The sequence below is a fragment of the Streptomyces sp. NBC_00162 genome (assembly GCF_024611995.1).
Taxonomy (GTDB): domain Bacteria; phylum Actinomycetota; class Actinomycetes; order Streptomycetales; family Streptomycetaceae; genus Streptomyces.
Window position 1 is genome coordinate 5,511,779 of the sequence record NZ_CP102509.1, and the last position, 21,327, is coordinate 5,533,105.

At 71.8% G+C, this 21,327-nt stretch carries 22 protein-coding genes and 1 tRNA gene; 10 read left to right on the forward strand and 13 right to left on the reverse strand.

The window, feature by feature from the left end:
• Positions 1–58: 58 nt before the first annotated feature.
• The 5 genes from JIW86_RS25640 (at position 59) to JIW86_RS25660 (ending at position 3,419) form a co-directional block, all read left to right on the forward strand.
• On the forward strand, positions 59–748 hold the full coding sequence (locus tag JIW86_RS25640; RefSeq protein WP_257556221.1) for a response regulator transcription factor: 690 nt from the start codon (positions 59–61) through the stop codon (positions 746–748).
• Between the two features lie 7 nt (positions 749–755).
• On the forward strand, positions 756–2,138 hold the full coding sequence (locus tag JIW86_RS25645; RefSeq protein ID WP_257556222.1) for a sensor histidine kinase: 1,383 nt from the start codon (positions 756–758) through the stop codon (positions 2,136–2,138).
• A gap of 67 nt (positions 2,139–2,205) precedes the next feature.
• The gene (locus JIW86_RS25650; RefSeq protein ID WP_215147440.1) at positions 2,206–2,370 is read left to right on the forward strand and encodes a DUF5993 family protein; all 165 of its coding nucleotides are present in this window, start codon (positions 2,206–2,208) and stop codon (positions 2,368–2,370) included.
• 11 nt (positions 2,371–2,381) lie between these two features.
• A complete protein-coding gene (locus tag JIW86_RS25655; RefSeq protein WP_257556223.1) occupies positions 2,382–3,023 on the forward strand; it encodes a disulfide bond formation protein B in 642 nt (213 codons plus the stop codon).
• 96 nt (positions 3,024–3,119) lie between these two features.
• Entirely contained in the window at positions 3,120–3,419 is a 300-nt protein-coding gene (locus JIW86_RS25660) for a DUF3303 family protein (RefSeq protein WP_257556224.1), read from the forward strand.
• Here the strand turns inward: JIW86_RS25660 and JIW86_RS25665 are convergent.
• Together JIW86_RS25665 and JIW86_RS25670 are read right to left on the reverse strand one after the other, a co-directional pair.
• Positions 3,364–4,713: an MFS transporter gene (locus JIW86_RS25665; RefSeq protein WP_322975624.1), complete on the reverse strand. Its 1,350-nt coding sequence runs from the start codon at positions 4,711–4,713 to the stop codon at positions 3,364–3,366. The two genes, JIW86_RS25660 and JIW86_RS25665, sit on opposite strands and share 56 nt — an antisense overlap.
• 133 nt (positions 4,714–4,846) lie before the next feature.
• On the reverse strand, positions 4,847–5,347 hold the full coding sequence (locus JIW86_RS25670; RefSeq protein WP_257556226.1) for a MarR family winged helix-turn-helix transcriptional regulator: 501 nt from the start codon (positions 5,345–5,347) through the stop codon (positions 4,847–4,849).
• 94 nt (positions 5,348–5,441) lie between these two features.
• On the opposite strand from JIW86_RS25670, the gene JIW86_RS25675 reads away from it, so the two are divergent.
• A complete protein-coding gene (locus tag JIW86_RS25675) occupies positions 5,442–6,272 on the forward strand; it encodes an NAD(P)H-binding protein (protein WP_257556227.1) in 831 nt (276 codons plus the stop codon).
• Between the two features lie 16 nt (positions 6,273–6,288).
• Here JIW86_RS25675 and JIW86_RS25680 read toward each other — a convergent pair whose 3' ends face one another.
• From JIW86_RS25680 to JIW86_RS25695, 4 genes are read right to left on the reverse strand one after another with little or no spacing between them, the layout of a single operon-like run.
• Positions 6,289–7,638: a GH1 family beta-glucosidase gene (locus JIW86_RS25680; protein ID WP_257556228.1), complete on the reverse strand. Its 1,350-nt coding sequence runs from the start codon at positions 7,636–7,638 to the stop codon at positions 6,289–6,291.
• The gene (locus JIW86_RS25685) at positions 7,635–8,459 is read right to left on the reverse strand and encodes a carbohydrate ABC transporter permease (protein ID WP_215147426.1); all 825 of its coding nucleotides are present in this window, start codon (positions 8,457–8,459) and stop codon (positions 7,635–7,637) included. The genes JIW86_RS25680 and JIW86_RS25685 overlap by 4 nt, the downstream gene beginning before the upstream one ends.
• Positions 8,456–9,442 (reverse strand): carbohydrate ABC transporter permease, encoded by a 987-nt coding sequence (locus JIW86_RS25690; RefSeq protein WP_215147424.1) that lies wholly within the window; start codon positions 9,440–9,442, stop codon positions 8,456–8,458. The genes JIW86_RS25685 and JIW86_RS25690 overlap by 4 nt, the downstream gene beginning before the upstream one ends.
• Positions 9,443–9,449: 7 nt before the next feature.
• The gene (locus JIW86_RS25695) at positions 9,450–10,799 is read right to left on the reverse strand and encodes an ABC transporter substrate-binding protein (protein ID WP_257556229.1); all 1,350 of its coding nucleotides are present in this window, start codon (positions 10,797–10,799) and stop codon (positions 9,450–9,452) included.
• 102 nt (positions 10,800–10,901) lie between these two features.
• Between JIW86_RS25695 and JIW86_RS25700 the strand changes: the two genes are divergently transcribed.
• The gene (locus tag JIW86_RS25700; RefSeq protein WP_257556230.1) at positions 10,902–11,930 is read left to right on the forward strand and encodes a LacI family DNA-binding transcriptional regulator; all 1,029 of its coding nucleotides are present in this window, start codon (positions 10,902–10,904) and stop codon (positions 11,928–11,930) included.
• A gap of 62 nt (positions 11,931–11,992) precedes the next feature.
• Here the strand turns inward: JIW86_RS25700 and JIW86_RS25705 are convergent.
• The 4 genes from JIW86_RS25705 to JIW86_RS25720 all read right to left on the reverse strand — a co-directional run bounded on the left by JIW86_RS25705 (position 11,993) and on the right by JIW86_RS25720 (position 14,865).
• Positions 11,993–12,065 (reverse strand) — tRNA-His (locus tag JIW86_RS25705).
• Positions 12,066–12,160: 95 nt separating this feature from the next.
• The gene (gene orn, locus JIW86_RS25710) at positions 12,161–12,763 is read right to left on the reverse strand and encodes an oligoribonuclease (RefSeq protein WP_215147418.1); all 603 of its coding nucleotides are present in this window, start codon (positions 12,761–12,763) and stop codon (positions 12,161–12,163) included.
• Between the two features lie 106 nt (positions 12,764–12,869).
• Complete coding sequence (locus JIW86_RS25715; protein ID WP_215147416.1) at positions 12,870–14,042, reverse strand: helix-turn-helix domain-containing protein; 1,173 nt, start codon at positions 14,040–14,042, stop codon at positions 12,870–12,872.
• A 376-nt stretch (positions 14,043–14,418) separates the two neighbouring features.
• Positions 14,419–14,865 carry a hypothetical protein gene (locus JIW86_RS25720; RefSeq protein ID WP_322975553.1) on the reverse strand — a complete coding sequence of 149 codons (447 nt, stop codon included), beginning with the start codon at positions 14,863–14,865 and terminating at the stop codon, positions 14,419–14,421.
• 323 nt (positions 14,866–15,188) lie between these two features.
• Between JIW86_RS25720 and JIW86_RS25725 the strand changes: the two genes are divergently transcribed.
• Entirely contained in the window at positions 15,189–15,722 is a 534-nt protein-coding gene (locus JIW86_RS25725; protein WP_215147414.1) for a universal stress protein, read from the forward strand.
• 98 nt (positions 15,723–15,820) lie between these two features.
• Entirely contained in the window at positions 15,821–16,390 is a 570-nt protein-coding gene (locus tag JIW86_RS25730) for an acetate uptake transporter (RefSeq protein WP_215147412.1), read from the forward strand.
• Positions 16,391–16,463: 73 nt separating this feature from the next.
• On the opposite strand, the gene glmS is transcribed toward JIW86_RS25730, so the two are convergent.
• From glmS to JIW86_RS25745, 3 genes are all read right to left on the reverse strand, one after another.
• The gene (gene glmS, locus JIW86_RS25735) at positions 16,464–18,281 is read right to left on the reverse strand and encodes a glutamine--fructose-6-phosphate transaminase (isomerizing) (protein ID WP_215147410.1); all 1,818 of its coding nucleotides are present in this window, start codon (positions 18,279–18,281) and stop codon (positions 16,464–16,466) included.
• Positions 18,282–18,354: 73 nt separating this feature from the next.
• Positions 18,355–18,630, reverse strand: coding sequence for a hypothetical protein (locus JIW86_RS25740; RefSeq protein ID WP_069920372.1), 276 nt, complete (start codon positions 18,628–18,630; stop codon positions 18,355–18,357).
• 97 nt (positions 18,631–18,727) lie between these two features.
• Positions 18,728–19,630, reverse strand: a complete 903-nt coding sequence (locus JIW86_RS25745; RefSeq protein WP_257556232.1) for a DUF4429 domain-containing protein — start codon at positions 19,628–19,630, stop codon at positions 18,728–18,730.
• Positions 19,631–19,681: 51 nt separating this feature from the next.
• Here JIW86_RS25745 and JIW86_RS25750 point away from each other — a divergent pair, with 51 nt between their 5' ends.
• Positions 19,682–21,274: a beta-N-acetylhexosaminidase gene (locus JIW86_RS25750; RefSeq protein WP_257556233.1), complete on the forward strand. Its 1,593-nt coding sequence runs from the start codon at positions 19,682–19,684 to the stop codon at positions 21,272–21,274.
• Positions 21,275–21,327: the final 53 nt, after the last annotated feature.

Genomic DNA, 21,327 nt, shown 5'->3' on the forward strand with positions numbered 1-21,327 from the left:
CGTCACAGAGGTGGCCCGGCACCTCCCCGGGTCCCCCGAATGGACTACGGTGCGGGCCATGGCAAGTGTGCTCGTGGTCGAGGACGACCAGTTCGTACGTTCCGCCCTCATCCGGCACCTGACCGAGGCCTCGCACACCGTGCGGAGCGTCGGCACGGCCCTCGAGGCACTGCGCGAGGTCGCCCACCACCGCTTCGACGTGGTCATCCTCGACCTCGGGCTGCCCGACCTCGACGGGTCGGAAGCGCTCAAGATGCTGCGCGGCATCACCGACGTGCCGGTGATCATCGCGACCGCGCGCGACGACGAGGCGGAGATCGTCCGGCTGCTCAACGACGGCGCCGACGACTACCTGACCAAACCTTTCTCCGTGGAGCACCTCTCGGCCCGGATGGCCGCCGTCCTGCGCCGCGCCCGCGCCGCCGCCGGGGCCGAACCGCCCTCCCGCGTACTGCGCGTCGGCGGGCTGGCCATCGACCCGCTGCGCCGCCAGGCCGAGCTCGACGGGACGGTACTGGACCTCACCCGCCGGGAGTTCGACCTGCTGGCCTTCCTCGCCGGGCGGCCCGGGGTGGTCGTGGCCCGGCGCGAGCTGCTCGCCGAGGTCTGGCAGCAGTCGTACGGGGACGACCAGACCATCGACGTCCACCTCTCCTGGCTGCGCCGCAAGCTCGGCGAAACCGCCGCCCGGCCGCGTTACCTGCACACGCTGCGGGGTGTCGGGGTCAAGCTCGAGCCGCCGCGGTGATGCCGCGATGAGATGGGCGCTGGTCAAGGTGTGCCTCGCGGTCACCGCCATGGTGGTCGTGGCCTTCGCCGTACCGCTGGGGCTGGTGGTGCAGGAGATGGCCAGCGACCGGGCCTTCTCCAACGCCGAGCGGCAGGCCGCGACCATCGGGCCGACCCTGTCCATCACCACCGACCCGGTGCAGCTGCGCAGGGCCGTGGAATCCACGCAGATGGGCGCGGCCCGGCGGATGGCCGTCCACGTGCCCGCGATCGGCGACAGCCCGCCGGTGGACATCGGCGAGGGCCGGGCGGGCGCGCACGCCGTCGCGGAGACCCGGCGGATCGGCCGGGCCACGACGGCCTCGGTGCCCGGCGGGGGTTCGGCGCTGCTCCAGCCGACCGCGCTCGGGTCCGGTGACATCGCGGTGGTGGAGGTCTTCGTACCGGAGAGCGAGGTCAGCAACGGCGTCACGACCGCCTGGATGGTCCTCGCGGGCGTCGGGCTGGCGCTGATCGTGGGCTCGGTCGGGGTAGCCGACCGGCTCGGCGCCCGGCTGGTACGGCCCGCCGAGCGGCTCGCGGACGCGGCGCACCAGCTCGGCGAGGGCCGGCTCGGGGCGCGGGTGCCGGAGGACGGCCCGAAGGAACTCCGCTCGGCGGCCGCCGCGTTCAACGCGATGGCGGACCAGGTGGTGGAACTCCTCGCCAACGAGCGGGAACTGGCCGCCGACCTGTCGCACCGGCTGCGGACGCCGCTGACGGTGCTGCGGCTCAACGCGGCCTCGCTCGGGGACGGCCCGGCCGCCGAGCAGACCCGCGAGGCCGTGGAGCAGCTGGAACGGGAGGTCGACACGATCATCCGTACGGCCCGCGAACAGCGCGCGACCGCCGCCGGGGCCGGGGTCGGCGCCGGCTGCGACGCCTCCGAGGTCATCCGCGACCGGATGGCCTTCTGGTCGGCGCTCGCGGAGGACGAGGGCCGCGAGGTACGGCTCGCGGGAGTGGACCGTACGGTACGGATCCCCGTGGCGCGGCCAGAACTCGCCGCTGCCGTGGACGCCATGCTCGGCAACGTCTTCCGGCACACCCCCGAGGGCACCCCCTTCGCGGTCGACGTCCACGACGCCTCGGACGCGGTCATCGTGCTCGTCTCCGACGCGGGCCCCGGCATCGCCGACCCGGACGCCGCCCTGCGCCGCGGCAACGACGGCGGACGCGACGGCTCGACCGGCCTCGGCCTGGACATCGTGCGCAGGGTCGCGGAGTCGACGGGCGGCGACGTCCGGCTGGGGCGCTCCATGCTCGGCGGCACCGAGGTACGGGTCTGGATCGGCCTGGACGGCCGGACCCGCGGCGGCTCGGGCGGGGTGCGGACCCGGCGCGGCCGGCGCAAGCGGCGCAGCAACTGACGTAACGGGGATGGGGCGGGGGCGCGCCTCGCGGGTGGTATGTCCGTGGATCGATACGGTCCGCGGCATGGACACCCTCATCTTCGGCGGCCTCCTCGCCACGCTGATCGCCATGTACCGGGAGTCGTCCCGGACGGTCGTGCTCGGAGCGTGGTGGGTCATGCTGCTCGCCGTGATCCTGCTGATGGCGCACCACATCACCAGCAGCCTCGCCCTGACCTTGAGCTACTGACCGTGGCCGTCATGCACAGCCTCCTCCCGGAGGAGACGCCGACGGGCGGGCTGCTGGGGCGGGTCCAGTTCTGGTTCGCCTGCTTCTTCGCCATCGGCTGGACGGGTGTGGTCTGCGGTGGCCTCTTCTACCAGTTCGGGCTGTGGGAGTACCCGTGCCCGCTCTGCATCGTGCAGCGGATGTTCATGCTGCTGGCGGCGATGGGCGCGGCGTACATCGTCCGGACGGCGCTCTCGTACGGCACGGTGACCGGCCGGGACTACATGACGGGCTGGGGCATGTCCCTGGTGGCGGTGATCGCAGGCTCCTTCGCGTCCTGGCGGCAGACGATGCTGCACGTCCTGCCGGGTGACAAGGGGTACGGGAGCGAGGTGTTCGGCCTGCACCTGTACGTGTGGGCCTGGATCCTCTTCCAGGCCTCGGTGGTGGCCATCGGCATCGCCCTGGCCTTCGCCCACTCGACGGCCGACCGGTCCGTACCGGCGACCGGGCCCGGCCCGCTGCGGGCGGTGGGGACGTTCGCGCTGGGGTTCCTGGGGCTGGTCATCGCCGTCAACATCGTGGCCGTGTTCTTCGAGGAGGGCTTCCACTGGTTCCTGCCGGACGACCCGAGCCGGTACCAGTTCTTCTACGACGTGGGGTTCCTGGGCTAGGCGTGCGGTACGCAGTCCTCCGCACCCCGGACGGTGGCCGAGATGTTGCCGCCTCCGTCCGGGCCGCACAGGGTGGGCGTGACGGAAGGAGTCAGCATGAGAGTCATGCTCCGCGCCCACCTCGACACGGCTGCCACCAACGAGGGCATCAAGACCGGCGCCCTGCCCCAGGCCATCAAGTCGCTGATGGACAAGGTGAAGCCGGAGGCCGCCTACTTCGGACTGCACGAGGGCGTGCGCTCCTGCTGGATGGTCTTCGACCTCCAGGACAGTGCGCAGATGCCGTCGCTGATGGAGGACCTGTTCACGCAGTTCAACGCCGAGCTCGAGGTCGGTCCGGTCATGAACGCCGAGGACCTGGCGAAGGGACTGGCGGCGATGGGGTCCTCGGCGTAGCCGGTCGCGGGCCGAGCCGGCCCTTTCCGGTGGCCGTCAGGGCCACCACGGCGGAGGCGGCGGCCGCCGCGCAGGACACGGCGAACGCCGCCCGGTACCCGTACGCCTGAGCCAGCAGCCCCGCGGCCAGCGCTGCCGCCGCCTGGCCGAGGATCAGGCCGCTGCCGACCACGGTCATGGCCTCGCCCATCCGCTCGGCGGGCCCGGTCCGTTCCACCAGCCCGAACAGGGCGATCAGGTGCGGGGCCACGGCCAGCCCGATGCCCGCGACGGCGAGGGTGGCGCCGGTCAGTCCCGACACCGCGAGCAGGGGCAGCGTCAGCACCGCCTGGACGGCGATCGTCCACCGCAGCCGTACGGGCAGGTCCGCAGACCCCGGCCGGGCCACCGTCACGAAGCCGGCGACCGAGCTGGTCACGGCCATGGCGGCCCACACCAGCCCGGCCGCGCCCGCCTCGTCCAGTGAGTCGGCGAGCGCGTTGACCCCGGTGTTGGCCCCGCTCCAGGCGGCCCCCTGGAGCACGGCCATCGCGAACAGCAGAACCAGCCCGGGCGACCACAGCCGTACGGCGGCCCGCGCGCCGGGGGCGGTTAGCGTCGGGCCCGGCGCGGTCGGATGCACGGCGAACAGGGTCCCGAAGACGAGGATCAGCGCGGCGGCGAGGAGCAGCGCCGAGGCGGGATGCACGGTCACGGCCAGGATCCCGGCCAGCGCGGGCCCGACCATGAACCCGACCTCGTCCAGGGTGGTGTCGAAGGACAGGGCGGAGCCCAGCAGTTTCTTGTCCTCGCCGGCCAGCCGCGCCCAGCGGGCCCTGGCCAGCGGTCCGACCTGCGGGACGGTGAGCCCGGCGGCGACGGCGAGTGTGATGCGGGCGGCCGGCGGCAGCCCGCCGAGGACGGTCGCCACGAGGGCGAGGAGCACGGCGGCGTTGGCGGCGCAGGCGAGGAGCAGGACGGGGCGGTGGCCGCGCCGGTCGGCGAGCCGGCCGATGACGGGGCCGCCGAGGGCCTGGCCCAGCCAGAGGGCGGCGGCGACGGCGGCGGCGTCGCCGATGCCGTCGCGCTCATTGATGAGCAGGAGCGTTCCGATGGGGCACAGCGCTGCGGGCAGGCGGGCGAGGAACGCGTAGAGGGGAGGGCGGGGCCGCCGAGGGCGAGCACCCCGCGGAAGCCGGCGGGCGGCGGGGCGGGTGATGCTGCGGCTGCCGATTCGGGTCGGGGGGGTTGGGCGGATTGGGCGGGTCGGCTGGGTCGGGTGGGGCGGGCGGATCGGGTCACGGACAACCTCCATCCGCACGCCGACCCTCCCGTTTCTCCGGCGCGCGCCGTTGCCCGTTGCCGGGGACCGTATCCGGTGCGGCCGGTGCCACGGAAGCCCCCTGTCCGGTCGCGGCCCGGTCGCGGTCCGGTCGCCGGACGGGCCCTCAGCCGGCTTCGCCCGAGGCCAGCCTCTTGGCCTGGGCCCGGCCGACCTCGGCGGCGCGGTGCAGGTAGTCGCCGATGACGGCGAGTTCGGCGTCGGAGTAGCCCTCCAGTACGGCGCCGAAGGCCCGGCCGGGGGTGTCCCAGGCCTTGCCGATCCGCTCGCGGGCCTCGGGGGAGAGGGAGACCAGGGAGCGGCGGCGGTCGTGCGGGTCGGCATGCCGCTCCACGATGCCCGCCTTGACCAGCCGGTCGACGAGGCGGGTCGCGGAGCCGGAGGTCAGGCCGGTGAGGCGGGCGATGTCGCCGGTGCTGACCGGGCCGGGCTCCATGTCGAGGAGGGCGACGCACTGCATGTCGGTGGGGTGCAGCCCGACGTGGTCGGCCATGGCCTGGTTGAAGAGGGAGTAGTCGGCGTAGTGGCGCTGGCTCTCGGTGACGATGCGCGCGAGCAGCTCGGCGCGGCTCCACTCATCACCCGTACGAGGGGAATCGGTTGACATCGGCTTCTCCATGCTCCAAATTTACCTGTGTGACGCAGAGAATGCGACGCGCAGAATCTGTGTCACGTACCCATCCTATGAAAAGGAGCCAGTCATGTCGATCCTCGTCACCGGCGGCCGCGGCGCCGTTGCCTGCGGCCTCTCCGCCCTCCTCACCTCCCACGGCCTCCCGCACCGGCTCGGATCCCGGGAGCCGGACCGTCCCGGTACCGTCCGCTGCGACCTCACCGACCCGGCGACCTTCCCCGGCGCCCTTGCCGGGGTCCGCTCCGTCTTCCTCTACGCCGAGGCGTCCGGTGTCGAGGCCTTCGTGAAGGAGGCCGTCACCGCCGGAGTGGAGCACGTCGTGCTCCTGTCCTCCTCTTCGGTGCTGAGCCCCGGCGCCGCCGACAGCCCGCTGTCCGCGTCCCATCTCGCCGTCGAGCAGGCCCTGTCGGCCTCTCCGCTGCGCACCACCCTGCTGCGCCCGGGGTCCTTCGCGAGCAACGCCCTGGGCTGGGCCTGGTCGCTGAAGTCCGGCCGCCCGGTCCACCTTCCCTACCCCGGCTCGTACTGCGACCCCGTCCACGAGGCGGACCTCGCCGAGGCCGCCTTCGCGGTCCTCAGTGACCCGGCTCTCGGCGGGCGCGCCTACACCCTGACCGGACCGCAGTCGCTGACGTTCGCGGCCCAGCTCGGCATACTCGGCGAGGTCCTCGGCCGGCCCCTGCCGTTCGAGGCCGTCTCCGCCGAGCAGTGGAAGGCCGAGGTCGACGGCTACATACCCGGGCCGTATGCCGATGCGCTCCTCGAGTACTGGGCCTCCACCGACGGCCTCCCGGTCGAGATCACCGACGCCGTCGAGCGGCTCACCGGCCACCCGGCCCGCACCTTCGGGCAGTGGGCCGAGGACCACGCCGACGCCTTCGCCGCCCCGGTCGGGTAGCCGAGCCGCGCAGTGGTCAGAAGGACCCTGTCCGGGCCACTTGCGCGTACCAGTGGGCGCTCGAGCGCGGGGTGCGGGTCTGGGTCTCGTAGTCCACGTGGACGATGCCGAAGCGTTTGCTGTAGCCGTAGGACCATTCGAAGTTGTCCAACAGCGACCAGAGGAAGTAGCCCTTCACCGGGGCGCCGTCCGCCAGGGCCTGGTGGACGGCGGTCAGATGGGCTTCCAGATATCCGATCCGCGCCGGGTCGTGCAGGTCGGGGGCGTATGCCGCGCCGTTCTCGGTGACCAGCAGGGGCAGGTTCGGCGCCTCCCGGGAGAAGCGCATCAGCAGGTCGTACAGGCCCGTCGGGTCGATCGACCAGCCCATGTCGGTCCGCTCGCCCGGGGGTTGGTGGAAGGCCACTGTGTCGGCGCCCGGCCAGGGGGAGTGGCCCGTGGCCCCGTGGCCGTCCGCGCGGGGGCCGGAGCCGGCGGGAGCCGCCGAAACCACCGCCGGGGTGTAGTAGTTCACGCCGAGGAAGTCCAGCGGCTGGTGGATCAGCGCCTCGTCGCCGGGGCGGACGAAGGACCAGTCCGTCAGGGCGGCGGTGTCCGCGAGCAGGTCCTGCGGATAGGCCCCGCGCAGCAGCGGTCCGGTGAAGATCCGGTTGGCCAGGGCGTCGATGCGGCGCTGGGCGTCCAGGTCGGCCGCCGAGCCGGTCAGCGGCCGCACCGCGCTCGGGTTGAGCGCGATCCCGACCCGCGCCGAGGCGGGCAGGGCGGCGGCGGCCAGGCCGTGGGCCAGGTTGAGGTGGTGGGCGGCGCGCAGGGAATCGGCGGGGGAGGTGCGGCCGGGGGCGTGGACCCCGGAGGCATAGCCGAGGAAGGCGCTGCACCAGGGCTCGTTGAGGGTGGTCCACAGCTCCACCCGGTCACCCAGGGCCTTCGAGACCTGCTCGGCGTATGCGGCGAAGGCGTAGGCCGTCTCCCGTTCGGGCCAGCCGCCCTCGTCCTCCAGCTCCTGCGGCAGGTCCCAGTGGTACAGGGTCACGCTGGGCTGGATCCCGTACGAGAGCAGCTCGTCCACCAGGGCGTCGTAGAAGCCGATCCCCCCGGAGAGCACCCGCGGCCAGGACACCGAGAAGCGGTAGGCCCCGAGCCCCAGTTCGCCCATCAGCCGCACGTCGTCCCGCCACAGCCGGTGGTGGTCGACCGCCACCTCGCCCGTGTGGCCGCCGTACACCTTGCCCGGCGTACGGCAGAACGTGTCCCAGATCGACGGCCCGCGCAGGGCGGCCCCGCCCTCGATCTGGAAGGCCGCCGTGGCCGCACCCCACAGGAACCCGTCCGGGAAGCGGACGCTCTCCATCGGCACAGTCGTCATCCCTTGACCGCTCCCTGCATGATGCCGCCGACGATCTGGCGGCCGAAGACGAGGAACACCAGCAGCAGCGGGAGCGTGCCCAGCAGCGCGCCCGCCATGATCACCGACTGGTCGGGGATGTAGCCCCGGCCCAGCCCGGTCAGAGCCACCTGCACCGTCGGGCTGCCGTTCTGGGTCAGCGCGACGATCGGCCAGAAGAAGTCGTTCCAGGCCATGACGAAGGTCAGCATGGCCAGCACCGCCATCGCGGGCCGGGCCACCGGGAACACCACGTGCCACACGATCCGCAGCGAACTCGCCCCGTCCGTGCGTGCCGCCTCCACCAGTTCCATCGGCAGGGCCTGGGCCAGGTACTGCCGCATGAAGAAGACGCCGAACGCGGACACCAGGGTCGGCAGGATCACCGCCTGGAGCCGGTCGGTCCACGACAGCTCCGCGATCAGCATGTACAGCGGGACCACGCTCAGCTGCGGCGGGATCAGCATCGTCCCGATCACCAGCCCGAGCAGCAGCCGGCTGCCGCGGAAGCGGAGCTTGGCGAAGGCGAAGCCCGCCAGGGTGGAGAACACCACCGTTCCCGCGGCGACGGTGCCGGCCACGACCACGGTGTTCAGCAGGGCGGTGCCCATGTTCGCGTCGGTCCACGCGACCTGGAGGTTGCGGCCCAGGTTCCCGCCGAACCAGAACGGCGGCGGGGTCTGCGCAAGCCGCGTATTGCTCCGGGAGGCCGCGATCGCCGTCCACACCAGCGGGAAGAGGGAGCCGACGGTGAACAGGGCCAACACCACGTAGGTGAGCCTGCCCGCACGCAGCGATCTCATCGGGAAGCCCCCCGTCCGCGCAGCAGCCGTGCCGCGCCCGCGATGACCAGCAGGATCAGGAACATCGCCCACGCGATGGCCGAGGCCCGCCCCAGGTGCAGGTTCACCCAGCCCTGCTCGTACAGGTACAGCCCGAGCGTCTGGAACTGGTGCTCCGAGCCGCCCGTCGCGCCCGCCCCGCCGTTGAACAGCAAAGGCTCGCCGAACAGCTGGGTCGCCCCGATCGTCGAGACGACGCACGTGAAGAGGATCGTCGGCCGCAGCGAGGGCACGGTCACGTGGAGGAACTGCTGCCAGCGCGACGCCCCGTCCAGCGCGGCCGACTCGTACAGCTCGCCCGGCACGGCCTGCATCGCCGCCAGGTAGATCAGCGCGTTGTAGCCGGTCCACCGCCAGATCACGATGGTGGAGACCGCGAGCTGGGAGGCGAAGGTGCCGTTCTGCCAGTCCACCGCCCCCAGACCGACCGCCGACAGCGCCCAGTTGACCATCCCGTAGTCCCGGCCGAAGAGCAGCACGAACACAAGGGTGGCCGCCGCCACCGACGTCGCGTACGGGGTGAGGACGGCGACCCGGAAGAAGGCGGAGCCGCGCATCTTGTAGTTGAGCAGATGGGCCAGACCGAGCGCGATCGCCAGCTGCGGCACCGTGGACAGCAGCCCGATGGTGACCGTGTTGCGCAGCGCGTTCCAGAAGAACTCGTCGTCCCACAGCCGGGTGAAGTTCTTCAGCCCCACCCACGTCATGGAATCCGGATCGGTCAGCTCCACCTGGTGCAGCGCCGCCCAGCCCGTGTACAGCAACGGGAACAGCCCGAAGACGGCGAAGAAGAGGAAGAAGGGCGCCACGAAGGCGTACGGGCTCCAGCGCAGGTCCCACCGGTAGCGGCGTGAGCGCCATATCTGGCCCCGGGCGCCCCCCTCCGCCGCCGGCTCCTTCGAGCCGGCGGCGGAGGGGGACAGAACAGCCGTCTCGTCCGTCACCTGAGCCTCACTGGTCCAAGGCGTTGTCGATCGCCTTCACCGCGGCCTCCCAGCCCTCCTGGGGACTGCGGCCCTTCTGGTCGACCTGGAGCATCCCGATGTCCGCCAGGTTCTGTGAGATCACCAGGTCCTTCGGACCGACCACAGTCACCGGCACCCCCTCCGCCGCCTTCGCGAAGATCTCGCCGATCGGGGCCCCGCCGAAGTACGCGTGCTGCGCGCCCGACACCGTCGGCAGCTTGTAGGCGGCGCTCGCGCTCGGGAAACTGCCCCGCTTCTCGAAGAGCTTCGCCTGCTGCGCCGGAGCCGTCAGCCAGGCCGCCAGCTTCGCCGCCTCCTGGGCGTGCTTGCCGGCCTTCGGCACCACCAGGAAGGAGCCGCCCCAGTTGCTCGGCTTCGGCGCCTGCGCCACGTCCCACTTGTCCTTGCCGGCCGGACCCGCCTTGTCCTGGATGTAGCCGAGCATCCAGGCCGGGCAGGAGACCGTGGCGAAGGACCCGTTGGCGAAGCCCTGGTCCCAGGCCGGGGTGAACTGCTGGAGCTTGGCGCTGAGCCCCTCGGTGGCGAAGGAGGCCGCCAGGTCGAAGGCCCCGCGCACCGCGGGGTTGGTCTTGTAGACGACCTTGCCCTGCTCGTCGTAGAACCGCTGCGCGCTGCTGCCGGTCACCGCCGCCATCACGCCCGACGCGGAGTCCACGAAGGCCTTGCCCTCGCCCGCCTTCGCCTTGTACGCCTTGCCCGCCTCCAGGTACTTGTTCCAGTCGCCCGCCCACAGCGCCCCGACCGCCGCCCGGTCGCTGGGCAGCCCGGCCGCCTCGAAGAGGTCCTTGCGGTAGCAGATCCCCTGCGGCCCGATGTCGGTGCCCAGGCCGACCGTGGCCCCGCCCTTCGCCGCGCTCGCCGTGCCCTGCGCCCACTTCCAGGGCAGGTACGCGGCCTTGTCCACCCCCGGCGCCTTGCCCAGGTCGACCAGCTTGTCGGCCTGGGTGGCGGTGATCTCGGCGATGTTGTTGACCTCGACGGCCTGGATGTCTGCGAGCCCGCTCCCGGTCCCCAGGTGGGTGAGGAGCTGGGGGTAGTAGTTCTCGTTCCGCTCGATCGAGGTCTGCTCGATGCGGATCCCGGGATTCTGGGCCATGTACTCGTCGTAGAGGCCGGCCTCCTGGAGGCCGAAGGCCCCGAAGACCCCGACGGTGAGGGTGGTCTTCCCCTTGTCGCCGGCCGGGGCGCCGCTTTCGGACTTCTCGGCCGGATCCTGCGCGCACCCCGTGAGCAGCAGGGCCGCCGCTCCCATCGCGGTGACTGCCGTGGCAAGGGTTCTTCGGGCTCGGACGGGGACTCGGGCTGGGGCTCGCATGTGCATCCTCCTTGAAGGACGGGACGTGCCGGGTGTCGTGTGCCACAGTGTGGGAGCGCTCCCACAGTCGTCAAGGGGTAGATTCACAGCCGGGAGGAAGCCATGAAGGAGCAAGGGCGCAAAGGGGGACGGCCGACCCTGGAGGAGGTCGCGGTGCGCGCCGGAGTCGGGCGCGGCACGGTCTCCCGGGTGATCAACGGTTCCTCCAAGGTCAGCGACCACACCAGGACCGCCGTGGAGGCGGCCGTCGCCGAGCTGGGCTACGTGCCCAACCGCGCGGCCCGCGCCCTCGCGGCCAACCGTACCGACGCCATCGCTCTCGTGATTCCCGAGCCGGAGGCCCGCTTCTTCGCCGAGCCTTACTTCTCCGACGTGGTCCGCGGGGTCGGCTCCGCCCTCGCCGAGACCGACGTCCAGCTCGTCCTCACCCTGGCCGGCAGCGACCGCGAGCGCCGCCGCCTCTCCCAGTACCTGTCGGGGCACCGCGTCGACGGGGTGCTCCTCGTCTCCGTCCACGCCGGGGATCCGCTGCCGGAGCTGCTGGCCGAGCTCGGCATCCCGACGGTGATCAGCGGCCGCCGCTCCGCCGCCGAGACGCTGCCCTCGGTGGATTCGGACAACCTGGGGGGCGCGGCCGAGGCCGTACGCCACCTCGTCGGCCGGGGCCGCCGCGCGATCGCCACGATCACCGGACCGCTGGACGTGTACGGGGCCCAGTGCCGACTCGACGGCTACCGGCAGGCCCTGGCCGCCGCCGGGCACCTGGCCGACGAGGGGCTGATCTCGGTCGGCGACTTCACCGAGGAGGGCGGCCGCCGGGCCATGCGCGAGCTGCTGGAGCGCCGCCCGGCGCTCGACGCGGTCTTCGCGGCCTCGGACGTCATGGCGGCGGGCGCCCGGCGGGAGCTGCGCGCGGCCGGCCACCGGATTCCGCAGGACGTGGCGCTGGTCGGCTTCGACGACTCGGTGGTGGCCCGGCACATGGACCCGCCGCTGACCAGCGTCCGGCAGCCGATCGAGGAGATGGGCCGGACCATGGCGCGGGTGCTGCTGGCCGGGATCGCCGGGGAACCGGGGGGAGACGCGGCCGTCGTGCTGCCGAACCGGCTGGTGGTCCGGGAGTCCTCGTGAAGCAGTCCTCGTGAACGCAGAAGGTCCCGGTCCGCTTTCGCGGACCGGGACCTTCTCATCAGGGTGAGTGACGGGACTTGAACCCGCGGCCACCTGGACCACAACCAGGTGCTCTACCAACTGAGCTACACCCACCATGTCCGGTCGGAGAACCGACCGGCCGAAGAAAAGGGTACAGGGTCCGGGAGGGTGCTCGCTCCCCCCTTATCGCGCCCCTCGCTCCGGGTCGGCTATTCGGCGGGCAGGACGTGCTTGGCGGCGATGCTCCGAGCCGTGTCCGAGTCGGGCCCGGGCTGCGGAACGAAGACCGCCTCCCGGTAGTACCGCAGCTCGGCGATGGACTCCTTGATGTCCGCGAGCGCCCGGTGGTTGCCGTTCTTGGGCGGGCTGTTGAAGTACGCCCGCGGGTACCAGCGGCGCGCCAGCTCCTTGACCGAGGACACGTCCACGATCCGGTAGTGCATGTAGCTCTCCAGCGCCGCCATGTCACGCAGCAGGAACCCGCGGTCGGTGCCGACCGAGTTTCCGCAGAGGGGCGCCTTGCGGGGCTCCTTCACGTGCTCCCGTACGTATGCCAGGACCTGCGCCTCGGCATCCGCCAGGGTGGTCCCGCCGGCCAGCTCTTCGAGCAGTCCGGAGGAGGTGTGCATCTCGCGCACCACGTCGGGCATGGTCTCCAGGGCCGCGTCCGGCGGGCGGATCACGATGTCCACGCCTTCGCCGAGCACGTTGAGCTCCGAGTCGGTGACCAGTGCGGCCACCTCGATAAGTGCGTCGTCCGTCAACGAGAGCCCGGTCATCTCGCAGTCGATCCACACCATGCGATCGTTCATGTGTCCCACCTTATGCGGTCCCCTCGGGCCCGGACCGCATATGCGGAAGGTCCCCCATCGGCGGTGACCGATGGAGGACCTTCGCTTGCCGTACCCGTTGTGTGGGTTACGCGTGTTCCCGCAGGACCCGGCCGGGGGCGTACAGCTCCGTCACCGTCGGGCCCGCCGCGGCCAGGGCCGCCGCCGCCCGCTGGGGCTGCGGAGTGCGCTGGTGCGGAACCGGGCTCTCCTGGAGCTGGGACACCTGAGCCACGTCGGCCTGCGGCCGTCGTGCCCGGTAGGCGGAGCGGTAGGCGGCCGGGGAGGACCCCAGCTGCCGCCGGAAGTGCCCGCGCAGGGCGACCGGCGAACGGAACCCGCAGCGACCGGCGACCTCGTCGACCGAGTAGTCGGAGGTCTCCAGCAGCCGCTGTGCCTGGAGCACCCGCTGGGTGATCAGCCACTGGAGCGGCGCGCTGCCGGTCAGCGAGCGGAACCGGCGGTCGAAGGTGCGCCTGCTCATGTAGGCGCGGGCCGCCAGGGTCTCCACGTCGAACTGCTCGTGGAGGTGTTCCAGCGCCCAGGCGACGACCTCGGCCAGCGGGTCGGCGCCGATCTCCTCCGGCAGCGACCGGTCGAGATAGCGCTCCTGTCCGCCCGTACGGCGCGGCGGGACGACGAGCCTGCGGGCCAGGGCCCCGGCCGCCTCACTGCCGTGGTCCGTGCGCACGATGTGCAGGCACAGGTCGATTCCGGCCGCCGTGCCCGCGGACGTGAGCACGTCTCCGTCGTCGACGAACAGCTCGCGCGGATCGACATGGACGGACGGGTACCGCTTGGCCAGCGTCGGCGCGTACATCCAGTGCGTCGTCGCGGGCCGGCCGTCCAGCAGACCGGCGGCGGCGAGCACGAAGGCTCCCGTGCACAGTCCGACGATCCGGGCTCCCTCCTCGTGCGCCAGACGCAGTGCGTCGAGCGCCTCCGGAGGGGGTGGTGAAGTGATGGAACGCCATGCGGGCACGACGACCGTGCCTGCCCGGGCGATCGCCTCCAACCCGTATGGCGCGGTCAGTTCGAGTCCGCCGGTGGTCCTGAGCGGACCGTCCTCACCGGCGCACACGAGCAATCGGTAGCGTGGAACTCCCGCGTCCTGCCGGTCAATGCCGAACACGGAAAGTGGAATGGAGCTCTCGAAGATCGGTCCGCCGCTGAAGAGCAGCACCGCGACAATCTCCCTGCGGCGACGCCCCGCGAGCTTCCTGCCGGCGTCCGCGACGACGGCGGTGGAATCCTGGCTCATGGCGCTAAGCCCCCCTTGGGTGTCGCGACTCCTTGGTCTGGTCGCACCTGCACGTTTCCCCTCGGCCTTGCACGTGGATCCCCCGCCGTAAATACATGATCGAATCTACTGCGTCCCGTGGTGTCGGCGTGACAAGTTCAGCACGCAGCGCTATGTCGACTTCTCAACTTGGCGAAAAGCATTCGATCAGGAAGCGTTCCACTCCGCTACCTGGGTGGGAAGCGTCCGGTCCGCTCGTGGCCAGTACCCGTAGGGTCGAAGCGCCCCCCGGCGTCTGTCGTCGCTGGTGGTAGGGGGGTTGGGGGGACATTCCGGCAAGAAGGCCACCCTGGCGGGAAGTTGGCTGAAAACATGCGGGTGTGGGTGTGCGAATGAGTCAGTCGTGCGGGGACGGCGCCGCGCGCGGGGCGGAACCGCCGCAGACGCGATGTCCACCGGAGCCGCCGCGCGAGTGCCGGCCGCGGGGGGCGGACCCGAGCCGTTCCTCCACCGGCCCTCGAGCCGTGGCCCGCTCCGTCCTCTCCGAGTAGCGCAGCAGCACCCGGCACGCGGCCGTCACCGCCAACAGGCCGAGGGTGGCGACCGCGGCCCCGCCGAAGGAGGTTCCGTAGACGACGAGGACCACGGGGACGAGCAGGCAGCTGAAGGCGGCCCAGCGCACGACGTCACCCGCGGGGTCGTCGTGACGACGTCCGGCGGGGTGCACGGACGAGTGAAGAGCGGAACGGTGGGAAGGGGCGTGGAGCGGGGTGGCGTCGGCGTACTGGTGGACGGACTGTGTCGGCTGAGCTGGCTGGACGGGGTGTACCGGATGGCCGGGCACGGCGTGCTCCCTGCGGGCTCTTCCTGGACGGTCGGACCCATGCCCAACGCGGCTCGGCCGGGCTCGGTCACTGCGCGCACGGGTGGCGCCGGGCCCGATCGTCACTGGCTGTAGGGGACAGCGGGCATTGCCAAGGCGGGCTCGCTCCGGCATGCTCCCTGGGACGCTCTCCAAGGGCGGCAAGCCCTGTGCAGGACAGGAGTGTCGCCGTACCCTGGTGGGTATGGGCTTGGGAAGATGCTTCCCGGACAGAGCCCCGTTACCCAGCGTCGCCGAATTTCGCCCCTGTTGCTTCCTCCAAGGACCTCTTCGCCGAGATACCGATGGCCGGTCACGAATTCTCCGAACCCGCGGACCGCAAGCGCAAACGTGTCGCCGACCCTGCGTCGGCCGCCGATCTGCGCGCGGTGGAACAGACACGCCTACCCTGCGATCCGGCCTTCCGGCACGGGGTCGTTGTGGGATTCGACGGATCCACGTCCAGTGAGCGCGCGCTCGCGTACGCGATCGGCATGGCCCGTCGCTCCGGCTCCGGTCTGATCATCGTCCATGTCGCCAACCGGCTGCCCACCACCGTCTGGGCCGGCTGTGAGCCTCCCGTCTTCGTGGACGTGCCGGACCACCGCACCGAGGTGCTCGGGCTGGAGCTCGCCTGCGCGGACTATCTGGCCGAGGTGCCCTGGATCCTGGTCGAGCGCGGCGGGGACATCTGCCACGAGCTGGAGGAGGTCGGCCGGGAGTATTCGGCCGACGCCATCGTGGTCGGCTCCACGCACGGGATCGTGGGCCGGATCTTCGGGTCCGTGGCGGGCCGGCTGGCCAAGCGCGCACAGCGACCGGTCGTTGTCATTCCGTGACCGCCTGTTAAGCCGATTGTGCGGTTGTGCACCCGTGTAAAGGGTAGATAAATGCTGCTGGGACGCAGCAAACAACTGCAGATCGAAGGGAGCCCGCCGTGGACAATGGTGTCTCTGCGGGAAGCACGGCCTCGACTTCGACCCTCGGGAACATCGCCCTGGGTCTCACCCTTCTCGCGTTCGGTATCGGCCACACCGGTGTCATCGACGGAGTGACCGCCGCCAATTCCGTGTCGCTCGCGATGTACGTCGGCGGCGCGGCCCTTTTCCTCCTCGGGCTCCTCGAGTACCGCGGCGGCAACGGGTTCAACGGCACCGCGTTCGCGGGCCTCGGCGTCTTCTGGTTCACCTGGGCCAAGGGGGCCGGGGCGTCGGTTTCCGACGAAGCCGCCGGAACGTTTCTGGTCCTCTTCGCCCTGCTCGCGCTGACCCTCACGGTCGCCGCGGCGAGCGGTCTGTTCAGCCAGGGCGTCTATGCCCTGCTGACCCTGTCCCTCCTCCTGTTGGCCATAGGCTCGTTCGCGGGCAGCGATGGCCTCGCCAAGGCCGGCGGCTGGGTCGCCGCCGTGTCCGGGCTGCTGGCCTGGTACGGAGCCACCGCGGCACTGGCGCACTGGCCGATGGCGGTGGGCAAGGGCTCGAGGCGCGGCGCGGTCGCCGCAGGCTGAACACCCTGTGCGAAGACCCCCGTGCGCGGTGCGCACGGGGGTCTTCGCATGTCTCGGGCCAACAGGCCGCCGACTACTCGACCGTGACCGACTTCGCCAGGTTGCGCGGCTTGTCGATGTCCCGGCCCATGGCCAGGGCCGTGTGGTACGCCAGCAGCTGGAGCGGGATGCCCATCAGGATCGGGTCCAGCTCGTCCTCGTTCTTGGGGACCACGATGGTGTGGTCCGCCTTCTCCTGCTCGCGGTGCGCGACCGCCAGGATCCGGCCGCTGCGCGCCTTGATCTCCTCGAGCGCCGCGCGGTTCTTCTCCAGCAGGTCGTCGTCCGGGACGATCGCGACGGTCGGCAGCGAGGGCTCGATCAGCGCCAGCGGACCGTGCTTGAGCTCGGAGGCCGGGTAGGCCTCGGCGTGGATGTAGGAGATCTCCTTCAGCTTGAGGGAGGCCTCCAGGGCCACCGGGTAACCGCGCACCCGGCCGATGAACATCATCGACTTGGCCTCGGCGAACTCGGCCGCCAGCTTCTTGATGTCGTCCTCGCCGTCGAGGATCTCCTGGATCTGCGCGGGCAGCTTGCGCAGGCCCTCGATGATCCGCTTGCCGTCGGTGACCGAAAGGTCCCGGATGCGGCCCAGGTGCACGGCCAGCAGCGCGAAGGCGACGACCGTGTTGGTGAAGCACTTGGTGGAGACGACGCAGACCTCGGGGCCGGCGTGCACGTACACGCCGCCGTCCGCCTCGCGGGCGATCGCGGAGCCGACCACGTTGACCACGCCGAGGACGCGGGCGCCCTTGCGCTTGAGCTCCTGCACCGCCGCGAGCACGTCGTACGTCTCACCGGACTGGGACACCGCGATGTAGAGGGTGTCGGGGTCCACGACCGGGTTGCGGTAGCGGAACTCGGAGGCCGGCTCGGCGTCCGCGGGGATCCGGGCCATGCCCTCGATGAGGCCGGCGCCGATGAGGCCCGCGTGGTAGGAGGTGCCGCAGCCCAGGATCTTGACCCGGCGGATGCCGCGCGCCTCGCGCGGGTCCAGGTTCAGGCCGCCCAGGTGCACCGTGTTGAAACGGTCGTCGATCCGGCCGCGCAGCACGCGGTCGACCGCGTCGGGCTGCTCGGAGATCTCCTTGTGCATGTAGGTGTCGTGACCGCCCATGTCGTAGGAGGCGGCCTCCCACTCCACGGTCTCCGGGGTGGCGGTGGTGGTGGCACCGCTGGTGGTGTAGGTGCGGAAGTCGTCGGCCTTCAGGGTGGCCATCTCGCCGTCGTCGAGGGTGACGACCTGGCGGGTGTGGGCGACCAGGGCGGCGACGTCCGAGGCGACGAACATCTCCTTCTCGCCGATGCCCAGGACGACGGGGGAGCCGTTGCGGGCGACGACGATGCGGTCGGCGAAGTCGGCGTGCATGACGGCGATGCCGTAGGTGCCCTCGATCGCCTTGACGGCCTCGCGGACCTTCTCCTCGAGGGAGTCGGCCAGGGAGCGGGCGATCAGGTGGACGATCACCTCGGTGTCGGTCTCCGAGACGAAGACGACGCCCTCGGCCTCGAGCTTGGCGCGCAGCTCGGAGGCGTTGTCGACGATGCCGTTGTGGACGACGGCCACCTTGTTCTCGGCGTCGAGGTGGGGGTGGGAGTTGATGTCGCTCGGGGCGCCGTGCGTGGCCCAGCGGGTGTGGGCGATGCCGGTGGTGCCGGCGAAGCGCTTGGGGACGCGGGACTCCAGCTCGCGGACCCGGCCCTTGGCCTTGACGACCTTCAGGGCCGCGGCCTTCGGGCTGTTGACGACGATGCCCGCGGAGTCGTATCCGCGGTACTCGAGGCGCTGCAGGCCTTCCAGCAGCAGTGGTGCAACGTCACGCTTGCCGATGTAACCGACGATTCCGCACATACGGTTATGCCCCTCCTGAAGTTCGGTACGTGTGCTCGGGTGGCTGGGTCTCAGCCGGTGTCGCAGCCGTGCGTCAGCCGTAGACGATGCGGCGCAGCTGCCGGAGCGAGAGCTCCGGAGGCGCCACGGCGCGGTGCGGCAGCTCGGCCGCGATCCGCTCGAAGATCTCCGCGTTGACCGCTCCGCCGGACTGCAGTTCCCGGTGGCGGCGGCGGACGAACTCCTCGGTCGTCTCGTCGAAGTACGCGAGCACGTCGAGCACCACCCGGGCGGCCTCACCCCGCTGCAGCGAGGTGCTGCGCACCAGGTGGTCGACGAGGTCGTCATGCGACGGGCGGCGATCGAGCACCCGTAGATACTGGCGGGTCAGGGCGCCGAACGCAAAGATCCTGCCCGAAATCGGGCAGGATCCTTCTGGTCTGGACCAGTGGAATGGATGGATCCGGTCAGAAACGCCGCAAAACGGCCTGCTTGGCCGCCGCGAACTCGTCGGCCGTGAGGATTCCCGACTGGTGCAGCTCGCCGAGCTCGCGCAGGCGGCGCAGGAGGGTGTCGTGGTCCGCCGCGGCATCCTCCGCCGACCCCGCCGGCCGCGCGGCCGGGCCGGCGCCCAGGGCCCCGGCGGGGGCGGCCGGATCGGCCGGAGCCGCCGCCGGGTGGGGCATCCGGGCCGCCACCGCCGCCGCGACCAGCGCCATCAGCGGGTCGTTCTTGAAACCGAAGAGCTCCACCGTGAAGGGGTCGTACTTGGGCGACGCGGGCGCCGCGGTGCCCGCCTGGAGGAAGCGCAGCCAGCCGCTCGTCAGCCCCTTGGACGGGGACCACTCCACCAACCGCAGGTCCGCCACCCGGAACGCCCGCGTCCCGCCGGAGCGCTTGGCCTCCTCGGCCGTCCAGTTCCACTCCAGGGACACCCGGTCCCCGTCGAAGGCCACGGTCCCGTCGCCCGCGCCCGCCGTGATCGGCACCGCGGGGCCCGGCAGCAGGTACTCGCGCGTGGGCCCGGTCTCCACCTGGTCCAGCAGGAGCGCGCCCCGCACCTCGTCCACGAAGTACTCCGCCACCCCGGTCCGGTCCGTCTCCACGGTCAGCCGGTACGGGTCGGAGGCGTCCGGCAGCCGCCCGCCGGTCACCTGGAGCAGCGGGTCCGCGCCGTCACGCAGCCGCAGCCGCAACCGGCCCGCCTTGCGCCCCGGTTCGAAGCTGATCCCGGCCAGCGCGCGCAGCGGGACGGCCACTTCGCCGAGCGTCTGGCGCAGCAGGCCCACCCCCTTGTCGCGGCCCGGCACGATGCGCACCGTGTCCCCGTCGAAGCTCCAAGTGCCGTCCTTCTGGATGATTTCCGCCATCCGACGATTCTCGCACCGGCCGTGGCGGCCCAATTGGCCTATACCTGAGCCATGAGAGTCCTGCGACGCACGCTCGGCACCCTCCTCGTCCTCTCCGTGCTCGGCGCGGCAGCGTCCTGTACGACCGCCCGGGGTGACGACGCCAGCCCCGGCGACGAAGCCCCCGCCGCCGCCCTGACCCCCTTCGAACGGCTCCTGCCGGCGCCCGTCTCCGCACGCGCCGAAGGCCCCGGGTACTCCTTCGGGGCGGGCACGGTCATCCGTACCGGCCCGGGACCCGACGAGGAGGTCCGGCGGCTCGGCGAGCTCCTCGCCGAGCAGCTGCGCGGCCCGAGCGGGCTCCCGCTGCCGGTGGTCGACGGGGCCGAGGGGGACGGGATCCGGCTCCGCGTCGACGAGGAGGCCGAGGGGGTCGGGGACGAGGGGTACCGGCTGCAGTCCGGACCGGACGGGATCACCCTCGCCGCACGGACCCCGGCCGGGCTGTTCCACGCCGGGCAGACGCTGCGGCAGCTGGTACCGGTGACCGGGCCCGGGACGGTGCCCGGCGGGACCGTCTCCGACCGGCCGCGCTTCGCGTACCGGGGCGCGATGATCGACATCGCGCGGCACTTCTTCACGGTGGAGCAGGTGAAGAGGTACGTCGACCAGCTCGCCCAGTACAAGGTCAACACCCTGCACGTGCATCTGACCGACGACCAGGGGTGGCGTCTCGCGATCGACTCCTGGCCGCGGCTGGCGGAGTACGGGGGCGGCAGCGAGGTCGGCGGCGGACCCGGCGGCCACTGGACGAAGGACGAGTACCGGGAGCTCGTCGCGTACGCGGGGGAGCGGTACGTGGACGTGGTCCCGGAGATCGACATGCCGGGGCACACGAACGCGGCGCTCGCCTCGTACGCGGAGCTGAACTGCGACGGGAAGGCCCCGGCGAGGTACACCGGGATCAAGGTGGGCTTCAGCTCGCTGTGCGTCGCCAAGGAGCGGACCTACGAGTTCATCGACGAGGTGCTCGGCGAGCTGGCGGAGCTGACGCCGGGCCGCTACCTGCACATCGGCGGCGACGAGGCGCACTCGACGCCGGCGGCGGACTACGCGGCCTTCATGGACCGGGCGCAGGCGGTGGTGGGCCGGTACGGCAAGACGGTGGTCGCCTGGCACCAGCTCGCGGCGGCGCGGCCGGCGGCGGGGGCGGTGCTGCAGTACTGGGGGCACGACCGGACCCCGGCCGCGGAGAAGGCGCGGGTCGTCGCGGCCGCGAAGGCCGGGCACCCGCTGATCCTGTCGCCGGCGGACCGGCTGTACCTGGACATGAAGTACGACCTGGCGACGAAGCCGGGCCTGGCGTGGGCCGGGTTCGTCCCGGTGAAGAGGTCGTACTCGTGGAACCCGGGGGCCTACCTGGCCGGGCTCCCGGAGTCGGCCGTCCTGGGCGTGGAGGCGCCGCTGTGGACGGAGACGATCGCCACGCGGGCGGACTGGGAGCTGATGGCGTTTCCGCGGGTGCTGGGGCTGGCGGAGCTGGGGTGGTCGCCCGCGGGCGCCCTCGACTGGGCGTCGTACAGCCTGCGCCTGGCCGCGCAGGGGCCGCGTCTGGACGCCCAGGACGTCAACTATTACCGGGCGCCGGACGTGCCCTGGTCTTAGGGCGCGGCGCCGTTGCTGGGGCTCCGCCCCAGACCCCGCGCCTCAAACGCCGG

Bases quoted from the DNA above. Each gene is read 5' to 3' on its own strand.
- JIW86_RS25640 (WP_257556221.1), top strand. From the start codon at position 59: ATGGCAAGTGTGCTCGTGGTCGAGGACGACCAGTTCGTACGTTCCGCC.
- JIW86_RS25645 (WP_257556222.1), top strand. From the start codon at position 756: ATGAGATGGGCGCTGGTCAAGGTGTGCCTCGCGGTCACCGCCATGGTG.
- JIW86_RS25650 (WP_215147440.1), top strand. From the start codon at position 2,206: ATGGACACCCTCATCTTCGGCGGCCTCCTCGCCACGCTGATCGCCATG.
- JIW86_RS25655 (WP_257556223.1), top strand. From the start codon at position 2,382: ATGCACAGCCTCCTCCCGGAGGAGACGCCGACGGGCGGGCTGCTGGGG.
- JIW86_RS25660 (WP_257556224.1), top strand. From the start codon at position 3,120: ATGAGAGTCATGCTCCGCGCCCACCTCGACACGGCTGCCACCAACGAG.
- JIW86_RS25665 (WP_322975624.1), bottom strand. From the start codon at position 4,713: ATGGAGGTTGTCCGTGACCCGATCCGCCCGCCCCACCCGACCCAGCCG.
- JIW86_RS25670 (WP_257556226.1), bottom strand. From the start codon at position 5,347: ATGTCAACCGATTCCCCTCGTACGGGTGATGAGTGGAGCCGCGCCGAG.
- JIW86_RS25675 (WP_257556227.1), top strand. From the start codon at position 5,442: ATGTCGATCCTCGTCACCGGCGGCCGCGGCGCCGTTGCCTGCGGCCTC.
- JIW86_RS25680 (WP_257556228.1), bottom strand. From the start codon at position 7,638: ATGACGACTGTGCCGATGGAGAGCGTCCGCTTCCCGGACGGGTTCCTG.
- JIW86_RS25685 (WP_215147426.1), bottom strand. From the start codon at position 8,459: ATGAGATCGCTGCGTGCGGGCAGGCTCACCTACGTGGTGTTGGCCCTG.
- JIW86_RS25695 (WP_257556229.1), bottom strand. From the start codon at position 10,799: ATGCGAGCCCCAGCCCGAGTCCCCGTCCGAGCCCGAAGAACCCTTGCC.
- JIW86_RS25700 (WP_257556230.1), top strand. From the start codon at position 10,902: ATGAAGGAGCAAGGGCGCAAAGGGGGACGGCCGACCCTGGAGGAGGTC.
- orn (WP_215147418.1), bottom strand. From the start codon at position 12,763: ATGAACGATCGCATGGTGTGGATCGACTGCGAGATGACCGGGCTCTCG.
- JIW86_RS25715 (WP_215147416.1), bottom strand. From the start codon at position 14,042: ATGAGCCAGGATTCCACCGCCGTCGTCGCGGACGCCGGCAGGAAGCTC.
- JIW86_RS25725 (WP_215147414.1), top strand. From the start codon at position 15,189: ATGGCCGGTCACGAATTCTCCGAACCCGCGGACCGCAAGCGCAAACGT.
- glmS (WP_215147410.1), bottom strand. From the start codon at position 18,281: ATGTGCGGAATCGTCGGTTACATCGGCAAGCGTGACGTTGCACCACTG.
- JIW86_RS25745 (WP_257556232.1), bottom strand. From the start codon at position 19,630: ATGGCGGAAATCATCCAGAAGGACGGCACTTGGAGCTTCGACGGGGAC.
- JIW86_RS25750 (WP_257556233.1), top strand. From the start codon at position 19,682: ATGAGAGTCCTGCGACGCACGCTCGGCACCCTCCTCGTCCTCTCCGTG.